The 14,006-nt window shown below is 64.6% G+C and carries 12 protein-coding genes and 1 pseudogene; 11 read left to right on the top strand and 2 right to left on the bottom strand.

Translation table 11 applies throughout. The features are described 5' to 3' along the window. The first annotated feature begins 18 nt into the window (after nucleotides 1–18). The 5 genes from AB7008_RS47075 to boxB all read left to right on the top strand — a co-directional run bounded on the left by AB7008_RS47075 (nucleotide 19) and on the right by boxB (nucleotide 6,457). Nucleotides 19–1,560 carry a benzoate-CoA ligase family protein gene (locus AB7008_RS47075; RefSeq protein WP_441261059.1) on the top strand — a complete coding sequence of 514 codons (1,542 nt, stop codon included), beginning with the start codon at nucleotides 19–21 and terminating at the stop codon, nucleotides 1,558–1,560. Nucleotides 1,561–1,688: 128 nt separating this feature from the next. After that, on the top strand, nucleotides 1,689–2,507 hold the full coding sequence (locus AB7008_RS47070; RefSeq protein WP_441261058.1) for an alpha/beta fold hydrolase: 819 nt from the start codon (nucleotides 1,689–1,691) through the stop codon (nucleotides 2,505–2,507). An 18-nt stretch (nucleotides 2,508–2,525) separates the two neighbouring features. Next, on the top strand, nucleotides 2,526–3,053 hold the full coding sequence (locus AB7008_RS47065; RefSeq protein WP_441261057.1) for a DUF309 domain-containing protein: 528 nt from the start codon (nucleotides 2,526–2,528) through the stop codon (nucleotides 3,051–3,053). 116 nt (nucleotides 3,054–3,169) lie between these two features. Then, nucleotides 3,170–4,858, top strand: coding sequence for a 2,3-epoxybenzoyl-CoA dihydrolase (boxC, locus tag AB7008_RS47060; RefSeq protein WP_441261056.1), 1,689 nt, complete (start codon nucleotides 3,170–3,172; stop codon nucleotides 4,856–4,858). A 147-nt stretch (nucleotides 4,859–5,005) separates the two neighbouring features. Beyond that, nucleotides 5,006–6,457, top strand: a complete 1,452-nt coding sequence (gene boxB, locus AB7008_RS47055) for a benzoyl-CoA 2,3-epoxidase subunit BoxB (RefSeq protein ID WP_441261055.1) — start codon at nucleotides 5,006–5,008, stop codon at nucleotides 6,455–6,457. A gap of 190 nt (nucleotides 6,458–6,647) precedes the next feature. Here boxB and AB7008_RS47050 read toward each other — a convergent pair. Both AB7008_RS47050 and AB7008_RS47045 read right to left on the bottom strand, forming a co-directional pair. Then, nucleotides 6,648–7,450, bottom strand: a pseudogene (locus AB7008_RS47050) (SDR family oxidoreductase). 104 nt (nucleotides 7,451–7,554) lie between these two features. Beyond that, on the bottom strand, nucleotides 7,555–8,613 hold the full coding sequence (locus AB7008_RS47045) for a polysaccharide deacetylase family protein (protein WP_304492006.1): 1,059 nt from the start codon (nucleotides 8,611–8,613) through the stop codon (nucleotides 7,555–7,557). A 164-nt stretch (nucleotides 8,614–8,777) separates the two neighbouring features. On the opposite strand from AB7008_RS47045, the gene AB7008_RS47040 reads away from it, so the two are divergent. The 6 genes from AB7008_RS47040 (at nucleotide 8,778) to AB7008_RS47015 (ending at nucleotide 13,983) form a co-directional block, all read left to right on the top strand. Further along, complete coding sequence (locus tag AB7008_RS47040) at nucleotides 8,778–10,172, top strand: OmpA family protein (RefSeq protein ID WP_304492005.1); 1,395 nt, start codon at nucleotides 8,778–8,780, stop codon at nucleotides 10,170–10,172. Nucleotides 10,173–10,174: 2 nt separating this feature from the next. Further along, on the top strand, nucleotides 10,175–10,471 hold the full coding sequence (locus tag AB7008_RS47035; protein WP_028155158.1) for a hypothetical protein: 297 nt from the start codon (nucleotides 10,175–10,177) through the stop codon (nucleotides 10,469–10,471). Nucleotides 10,472–10,728: 257 nt separating this feature from the next. Continuing rightward, on the top strand, nucleotides 10,729–11,319 hold the full coding sequence (locus AB7008_RS47030; RefSeq protein WP_304492004.1) for a TetR/AcrR family transcriptional regulator: 591 nt from the start codon (nucleotides 10,729–10,731) through the stop codon (nucleotides 11,317–11,319). Then, nucleotides 11,316–12,248: a haloalkane dehalogenase gene (locus AB7008_RS47025; protein ID WP_304492003.1), complete on the top strand. Its 933-nt coding sequence runs from the start codon at nucleotides 11,316–11,318 to the stop codon at nucleotides 12,246–12,248. The genes AB7008_RS47030 and AB7008_RS47025 overlap by 4 nt, the downstream gene beginning before the upstream one ends. 11 nt (nucleotides 12,249–12,259) lie before the next feature. Beyond that, nucleotides 12,260–12,391 carry an Rdx family protein gene (locus tag AB7008_RS47020; RefSeq protein WP_304492002.1) on the top strand — a complete coding sequence of 44 codons (132 nt, stop codon included), beginning with the start codon at nucleotides 12,260–12,262 and terminating at the stop codon, nucleotides 12,389–12,391. A 536-nt stretch (nucleotides 12,392–12,927) separates the two neighbouring features. After that, entirely contained in the window at nucleotides 12,928–13,983 is a 1,056-nt protein-coding gene (locus AB7008_RS47015) for a lysylphosphatidylglycerol synthase domain-containing protein (protein WP_028155154.1), read from the top strand. Nucleotides 13,984–14,006: the final 23 nt, after the last annotated feature.

Here is a 14,006-nt window from a genome sequence, read left to right as displayed (position 1 = left end):
AATTCGGGGGAGAAGTCCGTGAGCGAGGGATCCTATAACGCGGTGACCTGGCTGCTCGACCGCAACGTCGAGGACGGCAGGGGCAGCAAGCTCGTCTTCGACGACACCGTTTCGCGGCTCACCTATGGCGAGCTCCAGCGCGAGACCCGGCGTGCCGCCAACATGCTGCGCCGGCTCGGCGTCCGCCGCGAGGAGCGCGTCGCGATGATCATGCTGGACACGGTCGATTTCCCGATCGTGTTCCTGGGCGCGATCCGCGCCGGCATCGTGCCGGTGCCGCTCAACACGCTGCTGACCGCGGACCAATACGCCTACATCCTCGCCGATTGCCGCGCGCGCGTGCTGTTCGTCTCCGAGGCGCTCTACCCCGTTATCAAGGACGTCGTGGGCCGCATGCCGGATCTCGAGCACGTCGTGGTCTCCGGCGCTAAGCAGAACGGTCACAAGCAGCTTGCTGAAGAGATCGCTGATGAGAGCGACCAGTTCACCACCGCCGCCACGCATCCGGACGAGCCGGCGTTCTGGCTCTATTCGTCCGGCTCGACCGGCATGCCCAAGGGCGTGCGCCATCTGCATTCGAACATGCAGGCGACCGCCGACACCTACGCAAAGCAGGTGCTTGGCATCCGCGAGAGCGACGTCTGCCTGTCTGCCGCAAAACTTTTCTTCGCCTATGGCCTCGGCAATGCGCTGACGTTTCCGATGTCGGTCGGCGCCACCGTGGTGCTGAACAGCGAGCGCCCGACGCCGGCGCGCATGTTCGACCTGATGAACAGGTACAATCCCTCGATCTTCTACGGCGTGCCGACATTGTTCGCGGCGATGCTCAACGACGAGACGATGAAGGCCGAGCGCGGCGGCAAGTCGCTCCGCATCTGCACCTCCGCCGGCGAGGCGCTGCCGGAATCCGTCGGCAACAGCTGGAAGGCGCGCTTCGGCGTCGACATCCTCGACGGCGTCGGCTCGACCGAGCTCTTGCACATTTTCCTGTCGAACGCGCCCGGCGACATCAAATACGGCTCCTCCGGCAAGCCGGTGCCGGGCTATGCGGTGCGGCTCGTCAACGAGGCCGGCCAGGATGTCGCCGACGGCGAGGTCGGCGAGCTCCTGGTCGATGCGCCCTCTGCCGGCGAGGGCTACTGGAACCAGCGCCACAAGAGCCGCCGCACCTTCGAAGGTCCGTGGACCCGCACCGGCGACAAATATGTCCGCGATGGCGAAGGCCGCTACACCTTCTGCGGCCGCGCCGACGACATGTTCAAGGTCTCCGGCATCTGGGTCTCGCCGTTCGAGGTCGAGAGCGCGCTGATCACGCATCCCGCCGTGCTCGAAGCCGCCGTCGTGCCGGAAGCCGATCCGGAAGGCCTGCTGAAGCCGAAGGCCTTCGTCGTGCTGCGCTCGGGCGCGGCGACCACGGACTTGCAGGAGATGCTGAAGGAGCACGTCAAGCAGAAGATCGGCCCGTGGAAATATCCGCGATGGATCGACGTGGTGGAGTCGCTGCCGAAGACCGCGACGGGGAAGATCCAGCGGTTCAAATTGCGCGAGGGCGCGAATTGAGTGGTTCCGTCATTCCGGGGCGCGCGAAGCGCGAACCCGGAATCTCGAGCCTCCAAGACAATCTCGAGATTCCGGATCAACTCGCGCTGCGAGCTGTCCGGAATGACGGAAGGAACGGGAACGACAGCATGACCAACCTCACCCCCACCGGCTTCCTCAGCATCGGCGGCGCCAGCCTCGAATACAAATGGCTTGCCCCGCAGGACGCCGATGCACCGACCATCGTCATGCTGCACGAAGGCCTCGGCTCCGTCGGCCTGTGGGGCGACTTGCCCGAGAAGCTGCAGCAAGCCACCGGCGCCGGCATCTTCGTCTATTCGCGCGCGGGCTACGGCCAGTCGAGTCCGGTCACGCTGCCGCGGCCGCTCGACTACATGCAGCGCGAGGCGCTGGATGTGCTGCCGAAGATCCTCGATGCGATTTCCTTCAAGCGCGGCCTCCTGCTCGGCCATTCCGATGGCGCCTCGATCGCGACGATCTATGCCGGTGCGCATCAGGATCACCGCTTGAACGGCCTCGTGCTGATGGCGCCGCATTTCATCGTCGAGGACATCTCGGTGAAATCCATCGCAGCGATCAAGACGACCTTCGAGACCACCGACCTCAAGGCGAAGCTGGCACGCTGGCACAAGGACGTCGACAACGCCTTTTACGGCTGGAACCGTGCCTGGCTCGATCCGAAATTCCGCGACTGGGACATCTCGGAATACCTCGCCTACATCCGCGTTCCCGTCCTGATCGTGCAGGGCACGGACGACCAATATGGGACACTGCGACAGGTCGATATTGCGCAGGAAGAATGCTACTGTCCGGTAGATTTGAAAATTATTTCAGACGCGGGACATTCCCCGCATCGTGAAGCGCCGGGGGCGACGCTTGACGCTATTGAGCAATTTGCAAAAGCGGCCCTGCGCGACGATCAGGGACTTCAAGGACGCGCCGCATGATCCTGCGGAGGCACATCCATGAATGTGCCTTCGGGTGCGAGCGGCCCGTTACCGTGGCCGCGATGGGCCTATGTGCCGGGCGAGACCGACGGGGTCGACGCGGATTACGAGACGCTTGATTTGGCCAAGGCGCTGGTGCCCCCGGCGTTCCGCGGCTACGTGCCGGCGCGCCATCCGGCGCTGCGCTACGGGCTCGCGCTCAACGACCGCGGCTATTTCTGGGAATCGCAGGAGGTGCTGGAAGCGGTCTGGGCCGCGGCTCCGCAAGGCGGCCGCGAGCGCATTCTGCTGCGCGCCTGCATTCACATCGCCAATGCCAATTTGCGACTGCGCATGCAGCGGCTGCATTCGGCCGCGCGGCTGTTCGGCGATGCGATGGCGGAGCTGCGGGCGCTGAACTCGCGCAAGGCGGCCGCGGGCGGCGACGGCTTTGTCGAGAGCTTCCCCATTCCGGCGCTGACGGCTCTGCTCCAGGCCAAGCTGGGCCGTCCCCAACTCTCCAAGGCGGACTGGATCACCCTCGGCGCCATTGTGCGGTCTCAATAGGCCTCATGAAACAAAGTGCATGCGGCACGCGTTAAGGGCTAGACGCTTTCGAAAAGATGCACTATTGTGCATCTAACGCTACAGCCAAAACGCATAATCAAGCTCAAGGGTGGCCCATGGCCGGGGAAGATCGGCGCCTCGCAGGCGGCGCGACATTCATCGATTTCCAGACCGAACCGTCCCGCTACAAGCACTGGAAGCTCGCGGTCGATGGCGACGTCGCCACCCTGACCATGGACGTCGACGAGAATGGCGGCCTGTTCGAGGGCTATCTGCTCAAGCTCAATTCCTACGATCTCGGGGTCGACATCGAGCTGGCGGACGTCGTCCAGCGCCTGCGCTTCGAACACCCCGAGGTGAAGGTCGTGGTGATGCGCTCGGCCAAGAACCGCGTGTTCTGCGCCGGCGCCAACATCCGCATGCTCGCGGGCTCGACCCATGCCCACAAGGTGAACTTCTGCAAGTTCACCAACGAGACCCGCAACGGCATGGAAGACTCGTCGGAGAATTCCGGCCAGCGCTTCATCACGGTGGTGAACGGCTCGGCCGCCGGCGGCGGTTATGAGCTGGCGCTCGCGACCGACCACATCATCCTTGCCGATGACGGCTCGTCGGCCGTTGCGCTGCCGGAAGTGCCGCTGCTCGCGGTGCTGCCGGGCACCGGCGGCCTCACCCGCGTCGTCGACAAGCGCAAGGTGCGCCGCGACCACGCCGATTTCTTCTGCACTATCGAGGAAGGCGTGAAGGGCAAGCGCGCCGTGCAGTGGCGCCTCGTCGACGAGATCGCGCCGAACTCGAAGCTCGAGGCCAAGATCGCCGAGCGCGCCAACGAGTTCGCGGGCCAATCGAAGCGCAAGGGCAGCGGCAAGGGCATCGCGCTGACGCCGCTCAAGCGGGTCATCGACGAGACCAGCATCCGCTACGGTTTTGTCAGCGTCGACATCGATCGCACGGCGCGCATCGCCACCGTCTCGATCAAGGCGCCCGAGGCCGCGCCGCCGGCCGACATCGACGGCATGATGGCGCAGGGGCCTTCGTTCTGGCCGCTCCAGGTCGCGCGCGAGCTCGACGACGCCATCCTGCATCTGCGCATCAACGAGCTCGAGATCGCGATGCTCGTCTTCAAGAGCCATGGCGACCGCGCCCATGTGCTGGCATCCGATGCCTTCCTCGAAGCCAACAAGGCGCACTGGCTGGTCAATGAAATCAGGCACTATTGGAAGCGCGTGCTGAAGCGCATCGACGTCACCTCGCGCACGCTGGTGACGCTGGTCGAGCCCGGCTCCTGCTTTGCTGGCACGCTCGCCGAGCTCGTCTTCGCCGCCGACCGCTCCTATATGCTGATCGGCACGCGCCAGGGCGACAATCGTCCGCCGCCGTCGATCGAGTTGTCGGCCATGAACTTCGGTCCGTATCCGATGAGCCACGGCCTGACCCGGCTGGAATCGCGCTTCCAGGCCGATCCGTCCGACGTCGAGCGTGCGGAAGCCACCCTGGGCACCGCGCTCGACGCCGAGCAGGCGGAAGAACTCGGCCTCGTCACCTTCGCGCTCGACGACATCGACTGGGACGACGAAGTTCGTGTCTTCCTCGAGGAGCGCGCCAGCTTCTCGCCCGACAGCCTCACCGGCATGGAAGCCAGCCTGCGCTTCGTCGGCCCCGAGACGATGGAATCAAAAATCTTCGCGCGCCTCACCGCGTGGCAGAACTGGATCTTCCAGCGCCCGAACGCGGTCGGTGAGGAAGGCGCACTGCGCCGCTACGGCAGCGGCCAGAAGCCGAAATTCGATATGACGCGGGTTTGATGACTCTCGCGTCCCGGGCGCGCTGCGGCACGAAGTGACGCTGCGCAGAACCGGGACCCACAGGACCAGACATAGGTCCCGGCTCAGCAGTGCAGCACTTCGCGCCGCACTGCGTCCGGGACACGAGACAGATCAAGGAGCACGGCCATGAACATAAACATCATGAACGTCGACTACTCGACCAAGATTCCCAACAACGTCAATCTTGCCGAAGACCGCCAGGTGCTGAAGGCGCTGGAAGGCTGGCATCCCGGCTATATGGATTGGTGGAGCGACATGGGGCCGGAAGGCTTCCAGGAGTCGCTGGTGTATCTGCGCACCGCCTATTCCGTGGACCCGCGCGGCTGGGCCAAGTTCGATTATGTCCGCATGCCCGACTATCGCTGGGGCATCCTGCTTGCGCCGCAGGAGGAAAATCGCGTCGTTCCGTTCGGCGAGCATTTCGGCGAGCCGGCGTGGCAGGAAGTCCCGGGCGAGTATCGCGCCATGCTGCGCCGCCTGATCGTGATCCAGGGCGACACCGAGCCGGCTTCCGTCGAGCAGCAGCGCCACCTCGGCAAGACCGCGCCCTCGCTCTACGACATGCGCAACCTGTTCCAGGTCAACGTCGAGGAAGGCCGCCATCTCTGGGCGATGGTCTACCTGCTCCAGAAGTACTTTGGCCGCGACGGCCGCGAGGAAGCGGATGACTTGCTGCGCCGTCGCTCGGGCGATGCCGATGCCCCGCGCATGCTGGGAGCCTTCAACGAGGCGACGCCGGACTGGCTGTCCTTCTTCATGTTCACCTATTTCACCGACCGCGACGGCAAGATGCAGCTGCACTCGCTCGCGCAGTCGGGCTTCGATCCCCTATCGCGCACCTGCCGTTTCATGCTGACGGAAGAGGCGCACCACATGTTCGTCGGCGAGACCGGCATCACCCGCGTCGTGCAGCGCACTTGTGACGCGATGCGCGAAGCCGGCATCACCGATCCCACCGACATCGCCAAGGTTCGCGCGCTCGGCGTGATCGACCTGCCGACGATCCAGAAGAAGCTAAACCTGCACTATACGCTGTCGCTCGACCTGTTCGGCTCGGAGGTCTCGACCAACGCGGCCAACGCCTTCAACACCGGCATCAAGGGCCGTTATCACGAGACCCAGATCGACGACGATCACCAGCTCAAGAACGCTACCTATCCGGTGCTCAAGTTCATCAACGGCGAGATCAAGCTGGTCGACGAGCCGGCGCTGACCGCTCTCAACATGCGCCTGCGCGACGATTACAGCCAGGACTGCGTCAAGGGCATGCTGCGCTGGAACAAGGTGATCTCGACGGCGGGCTATGATTTCAAGCTGACGCTGCCGAACGTCGCCTTCCACCGCCACATCGGCGAGTTCAAGGACGTGCACGCGACGCCCGACGGCATCTTGATCGACGATGCCATCTGGGCGAAGCGCAAGGATGAGTGGCTGCCCTCGACCGCCGACGGCGACTTCATCACCTCGCTGATGCAGCCCGTCACCGAGACCGGCAAGTTCGCCTCCTGGATCTCGCCGCCGAAGGTCGGCATCGACAACAAGCCCGGCGATTTCGAGTACGTGAAGATCGAGTCGTAAGCGGGACGAGCGCTCGCGCCACACGAATGCTGTCATCACCCGCCTTGTGCGCAATTGCGCACTGGAGCGGGTGATCCAGTATTCCAGAGACGGCTGTGCTTTGGCCGAGAGGCCGCGGCGTACTGGATGCCCCGGTCAAGCCGGGGCATGACAGTGGGTGTGAGGCTCGCTCCGTGCTGATGCGCGCCGCCTACCCCGCAATCTCCAGTCCCGCATTCGCGTATACCACGCCGCCATCGACGGCGATGGTGTTGCCGACCACGTAATCACCCGCGCGCGAGGCGAGGTAGATCGCCACGCCGGCCATGTCCTCATCGGTTCCGATACGCCGCGCCGGAATGCGCTTGGCGACCTCGTCCGCATGGTCGCGCGCGGCGCGGTTCATGTCGGACTTGAACGCGCCCGGCGCGATCGCGGTGACGTTGATGTTGTCCTTGATCAGCTTCGTCGCCATGCGCCGCGTCAGATATGGATCACGGCGGCCTTGCTGGCGGCGTAGGAATAGGTCTCGCTGGGATTGACGAAGATGCCGTCGACCGAGGCGATGTTGATCACCTTGGCGGGCCGCTCGTGCGAGGCCGCGGCGCGCAGCGGCTTTGCCAGCGCCTTGGTCAGGAAGAACAGCGACTTGACGTTGAGGTCCATCACCTTGTCCCAGCCGCTTTCGGGGAATTCGTCGAACTCCGCGCCCCAGGCCGCACCCGCATTGTTGACGAGGATGTCGAGCTTCGGCTCCAGCTTGATGATTTCGGAGGCCAGCCTGTCGCAGCCTTCGATGGTCGAGATATCGATCGGCAGCGCGATGCATTCGCCGTCATATTGGGCGGAGAGCTCTTTCGCCGTGGCCTCGCAGGGACCGGCCTTGCGCGCGGTGATGTAGACCTTCGCCGCGCCTTGGGCGAGGAAGCCCGCCGCGATCATCTTGCCGATGCCGCGCGACCCGCCGGTCACGAGCGCGACACGGCCTTTGAGCGAGAACAGATCGTTGAACATGGTGCCTCCCTTGGTTGTCGACGTTTTGAGCGCGGCGGAGAGGGGAGTCAATCTCCGCCGTCGCTGTTGCGGAGCGGTTCTCAGGATGAGGTCTGAGTGATGGATCAGGCCGCGGCGATCCGGCGAAAGCCGTTCCACATCGCGGTCGCGGCGCCCGAGGTCAGCACCGGCAAAATTCGCGCGTCCTGGTAATTGCCGTTGAGCGAGACGCGCGGCAGCGCGGTCATTTGGCCGGCATTTTCTGCGAACAGCATGCCGGGCCGGGTCGTCACCGCGGTCTTGAAGCCGGCCGATGCGGCGAGAGCGAATTCGCGGTCGCCCGCCGCTTCGCGGTCGCCATAGGGGTAGGCGAAGTGCAGCACGGTACGGCCGAGCGCCTGCTCGATCCGCGCGCGGCTTACCGCCATCTCCTGTGCGGCGATCTCCTCGTTCTGCCTGGCGAGATTGCAATGGCTGATGGTGTGCGCGCCGATCGTGACCAGCGGATCGGCGGCAAATGCCTTCACCTCGTCCCAGGACAGGCACAGGCTGCGGCACAGTGCGGCCATGTCGACGTCGTATCTGGCGCAGAGCGCCTCGATCTCGCGCTTGAGATCATGTTCGCTCGGCAACGCGCGCAGCCAATCGTGCAGGCGGTCGAACGCCATTTGTTTTGCGGCTGGGGTCGTTGCGTCCAGCCGCAGCGCGGAATTGCCGATCTGGATGTCGATCTGTTCGGCCTTGGCGATGACGGCCTCCAGCGCGGTCCACCACAGACGTCCGGTGCCCTCGGCAAACTCGCTCGCGATATAGACGGCCAAGGGCGCGTCAAATTCGCGCAGAACCGGCAGCGCGAATTCGAGATTGTCGCGGTACCCGTCATCGAGGGTGAAGGCGGCGAAGGGGCGGGTGAACCGGCCCTGCACCAGCCGCTCATGCAGCTCGTCCATGCTGACGATGTCGATCCCGCGCGAGCGCAAATGGCTCAGCGTGGCGCGCAGGAAATCGGGAGTGACTTCGAGATGCCGGTTCGGCTGGAACGCGGCCTCGCGGGCCGGCCGCACATGGTGCAGCATGAAAATGGCGCCGACGCCCGACAAGAGCGGGCGCAGCAGGTGGTGCGCCCCGCTGAAATAGAGTGCCCCCAGCCCGGCGCGGATGACGTTGTTTCGGAGTTGTTTCATGACCGGCTGGCGAACTCTGGCATTCCACTTTCAACTTACGGAAGAACCCTTGAAGAAAAAGTTATTCCAATTGTCGACGCATGGCCTTCGGAAGGGCATCATTTCCGGTTTGACAGCCCGCCAAGGGTTTGTTTTGTCTCCGGTTCCAGAGTTCGGGTCGTTGAATGCAGAAGCTTTTCAGATGGGCCAGCAAATGGTGGCCAGGGCTGATTCCCCTGGCCGTCATGTGGGGATTTGCGGCCTGGAATAATACCTTGCCGGTCGAGGCGGACCTGTCCGCCCGCAGCTCGGCGGCACTCAAGGAGACCGTGCTGGACAAGACCCGGATCGCGGTGGACGGCCGGGACGTCAGCCTGGCCGCGGATGCCTTTTCCGAGGAGGGGCGCCGCGATGCCGTGATGGCGGTCGAACTCGTCCCGGGCGTGCGCCTGGTCGACGACCGGACCCGCCTTGTTCCCGAAGCGACGCCCTTCGTCTGGAATGCCGAGCGTGACGTGGTGCGGGTGACGCTGTCCGGTTCCGCGCCCCTGCCGTCGATGAAGGCGCGCCTGACCGAGGCCGCGCGCAAGGAGGTCGCCGGGACCGAGGTCGCCGATCAGATGGGCCTCGCGCGCGGCGCGCCGCCGCGGTTCGAGGCCGCCGCGATGCTGCTGCTCGACCAGATCGGCAAGCTCAAGGACGGCAAGATCACGATCACCGACACCAAGGTCAATCTGTCGGGCATGGCGCGCGATCTCGGCGGCCGTGAGGCGATCGCGGCCGCGCTCAAGAACCTGCCCGAGGGCTTTTCGGTCGCCGCCAACGATGTCAAGGCGCCGCCCTACATCTTCCAGGCCTACAAGGATCCGGTTGCAGCGACCGTGACGCTGACGGGCTACGTGCCCGACAACAGCGTGCACGCGGCCATTGCAACGAGTGCCTCGCGAAAGTTCTTCACCGAAAAGGTCGTCGACAATCTCAAGGCCAGCGTTGGCGCACCCGGCTCTTTCAATACTGCCGTGGTCGCAGCGCTCGGCGCGTTGTCGCGCCTGTCGACCGGTACGCTCGTGGTGTCCGATCGCGAGGTGAAGCTGTCGGGCGATGCGCTCTATGAGGGGGCCGCCAACGACATCCGCGCAGGCCTCGGCAAGGACTTCCCGAAGAACTGGCAGTACAAGCCGGAGATTACGGTGAAGCCTGCCGCGGGCCCGGTCGACGGCACCGTCTGCCAGCAATTGTTCTCGGAGCTCCTGAACAAGGGCAAGATCCGCTTCGCAACGAAACGCGCCGACATCGACCCGGATTCCGCCGGTATTCTCGACCATCTGATCGAGACGGCGCTGCGCTGCCCCACCACCAATATCGAGGTGGCCGGCCACACCGATGCCGACGGTGAGGACTCCTTCAACCAGGCCCTCTCGGAGAAGCGTGCGCAGGCCGTGATCGACTATCTGGTCAAGGCCGGGCTGCCGGTGACCCGCTTCACTCCGGTCGGCTATGGCGCCACGCAGCCCCTCGCCGGCAATGACACCGACGAAGGCAAGGCGCAGAACCGCCGCATCGAATTTCTGGTGAGGTGACGATGCCCTATCTCGTCTCGTTCCATCTGGGCTGGCTGATCGGCTCGCTGCTGCTGGGCTTTTGCATGGGCTGGATCTCGGTGGTCCAGCGCGGCAACGGCACTTCGAAGGTGACCGCGCGCTGGCTCGCCTTGCTTGCCGTCGCCCTGGTCGCAGCCTCCTTCACACATGCGGTGCCCGGCCGCTTCGGCTATTGGCTCGATCTCGGGCTGGTCATGTTCGCCTGCTACCTCGTCGGCTGCACCATCGGCGCCTGGCTGCGCGACAGGGTGGTATCGCGGAGCCAGCCGGCGGCCTGAGCCCTTGGGCTCGGTGAGAGATCGACAGTCGCCGCCGCGACGCATCGGAAAGTTTGGTTCGGGTGATTTGGGTGAGGCGGCCATCGCTCTCTCGCTCCCTCCCCCCTTTGCTGGGGAGGGGAATGCACCTCCATTGGGGCGCCGAACGAGACACAACCCTTTCGATCCAACCTTGCGATAACGGCCTGACCGGCAAGCAAATTGCCGAACGATCAGAATGCGCTTGACATCAATACGTACGTACGTATTATTCTCCGATGCCAAAGCCCTCACTCAAAGACGCCATCCTCGATGCCGGCCTGAAGGTCATGTTCAGGACCGGCTATCACGGCACCAGCGTGCGCGACGTCACTGCTGCGGCAGGCGCGCCGCAGGGGTCCTTCACCAACCATTTTCGCTCCAAAGAGGTATTCGCCTCCGAGGTGCTCGACCGCTACTTCGACACCACGAGGGGATTGGTCGCGGAGGCGCTCGATGACACCTCGCTGACGCCGCGCGCGCGGCTGCGCCGCTATCTCGACATCATCACCGGCCGGCTCGAGGCCGACGGCTATGGCCGCGGCTGCCTGATCGGCGATCTCAGCCTGGAGGCATCAGCCAGCAGCGAAATGCTGCGCGCGCGTCTCGCCGAAATCTTCGCCGAATGGCGCGCGCCGTTCGCCGCCTGCATCAGGGACGCCCAGACGTGCAGCGAGATCGCATCCGATTTCGCGCCCGAAGAGCTTGCTGATTTCCTGCTCGCGTCCTGGCAGGGCGCGATCCTGCGCATGAAGGTCGACCGCAATCCCAACGCCCTCGAACGTTTCAAGACCATCGCCTTTCAAACCGTCTTCAGGGAGCTGACATGAGCAAGCCAACTGAAATCGAGATTCTCCAAGCGTCTGTGCTGGGAAGCACGATGGCCTATCGCGAGGCGGGAGATCGCGATGCGCCCGCTGCCCTGTTCCTGCACGGCAACCCGACGTCGTCGCATATCTGGCGCAACATCCTGCCGCTTGTATCGCCGGTCGCACATTGCATCGCGCCCGATCTCGTCGGCTTCGGCCAATCCGGCAAGCCCGACATCGGCTATCGCTTCGTCGACCACGTCCGCTATCTCGATGCATTCATCGAACAGCGCGGCATCAAATCGGCCTATCTTGTCGCGCAGGACTGGGGCACCGCGCTCGCGTTCCATCTCGCCGCGCGCCGGCCGGATTTCGTGCGCGGCCTTGCCTTCATGGAGTTCATCCGCCCGATGCCGACCTGGCGGGACTTTCACCACACCGAGGTCGCGGAGGAGCAGGACCACGCCGAGGCGGCGAGGGCGGCGTTCCGCAAATTCAGGACGCCGGGCGAGGGCGAAGCGATGATCCTCGAGGCGAACGCGTTCGTCGAACGCGTGCTACCCGGTGGCATCGTCCGCAAGCTCGGCGAGGACGAGATGGCGCCTTACCGTGCGCCATTCCCCACGCCGGAGAGCCGCCGGCCCGTTCTCGCCTTCCCCCGCGAACTGCCGATCGCAGGCGAGCCTGCCGACGTCTACGAGACGCTCCAATCCGCGCATGCCGCGCTCGCTGCATCGTCCTGTCCGAAGCTGTTGTTCTCGGGCACGCCCGGTGCGCTCGTTGCGCCCGAATTCGCCGAGCGGTTCGCAGCCTCGCTGAAGCACTGCGCATTGGTCCGCCTCGGACCCGGCCTGCACTTCCTCCAGGAGGATCACCCCGAGGCGATCGGCCGCTCTGTCGCAGGCTGGATCGCCGGCATCGAAGCCGTGCGCCAGCAGCGCGCTGCCTGAAGGTGGGCGAGATGGCTGATGTGACCATCATCTATTGCCGCCCCTGCGGCTACGAGAGGCGCGCCAAGGACGCCGCTGCTGCGCTGCAGCAGCATCTGACGCCGGAGCCGTCTCTCGTGCCCGGCAAAGGTGGGATCTTCTAGGTCAAGGTCGGCGACAGCCGCAGCAAGGGTCACTTTCCCGGTACCGACGAAATCGTAGCCGCCGTTACTTCCGCGTGGCGCTGATCCGGGACGGAATCTGACCGCCTCCTGAGGCCGCGGCCGTCGCCGCGGCCTTTCGGCCCACCTGAAATCCCTGAACAACAGCGCCAATCACCCCTCTTTCGCCAGGCGGCGGCCGCCCATAGATTGACGTCGGCTTAAGTCGTGACGGAACATTGTGCGGCCGAAATCATCAAAACTTCATGGCGACTGCGCAGGATTGCCATGGAGATTCGCGTCGGTCTTGCCGCCGAAAGCGCCAATCCGTGCATCAGGAGCTCGCAACCCTGCCTAAAATATTGAAGGCACGAGTTTTTGTTCGAATTGCTGAATTCCACTCCGCCGCAAAACGCGCTAGTGGAAGGGCATGGGGCATGCGCGATGCCGGAGCCGGCGGCAAGGGTTCGTTGAATGCCTGTGCGTCGTCCGCCTGTCCGCCGGCCACCCCGGCCGCTGAAGCGTTGTTCGAGGTCTAGATGCTGGAAGCCATACGCAGGGCGACGACGTTTCTGCGCCAGAAGCAAGTCCTGCATAAGCTTGGAGTTGTGATCAGCGTCGCGGTCATCGGCATCGCTTGCTATGTGCTCTACCACATGCTGCGGGGCATCGACGTCAACGAGGTCCTCGAAGCGATCAAGAGTACCGAGCCGAGCCAGATTGCGATGGCTGCGCTGTTCGTGGCCGCGGGCTATTTCACCCTGACCTTCTACGATCTGTTCGCGGTGCGCGCGATCGGCCACGCCCATGTGCCCTACCGCATCAATGCGCTCGCCGCCTTCACCAGCTATTCGATCGGCCACAATGTCGGCGCCAGCGTCTTCACCGGCGGCGCGGTGCGCTACCGCATCTATTCGGCCTATGGCCTGAACGCGATCGACGTCGCAAAGATCTGCTTTCTCGCCGGCCTGACCTTCTGGCTCGGCAATGCCGCGGTGCTCGGCCTCGGTATCTCCTACCATCCGGAAGCCGCAGCCTCGATCGACCAGCTTCCGCCCTGGCTGAACCGGATGCTGGCGATGATGATCATCGTTGGGCTGGTCGCCTATGTGGTCTGGGTCTGGACCCAGCCGCGGGTGGTCGGCCGCGGGCCCTGGACCGTGGTGCTGCCGGGCGGCCCGCTGACGCTGCTCCAGATCGCCATCGGCATCATCGATCTCGGCTTCTGTGCGCTCGCGATGTACGTGCTGGTCCCGGACGAGCCCAATCTCGGCTTCGTCGTGGTGGCGGTGATCTTCGTCTCGGCGACGCTGCTCGGCTTCGCCAGCCACTCGCCGGGAGGGCTCGGCGTGTTCGATGCCGCCATGCTGGTCGGCCTCTGGCAGATGGATCGCGAGGAACTGCTGGGTGGGATGCTCCTGTTCCGCGTCCTCTATTATCTCTCCCCCTTCGTCATATCTGTAATCTTGCTGACGTTTCGCGAGGTTATAATCGGCGCTCGATCGAAGCGCTTGCAGCAGGCGGCGCTCAAGCTCGACCCCGGCCCGGCGCGTGAAGCCGCCTATGTGAGAGAGCGCAGCGACAGCGGCGCCTGACCGGCGCATCCCCTTAGGAGAAG

This window comes from Bradyrhizobium sp. 521_C7_N1_3, assembly GCF_052075975.1.
GTDB lineage: Bacteria > Pseudomonadota > Alphaproteobacteria > Rhizobiales > Xanthobacteraceae > Bradyrhizobium > Bradyrhizobium japonicum.
This window is presented reverse-complemented; position numbering and strand designations above follow the sequence as displayed.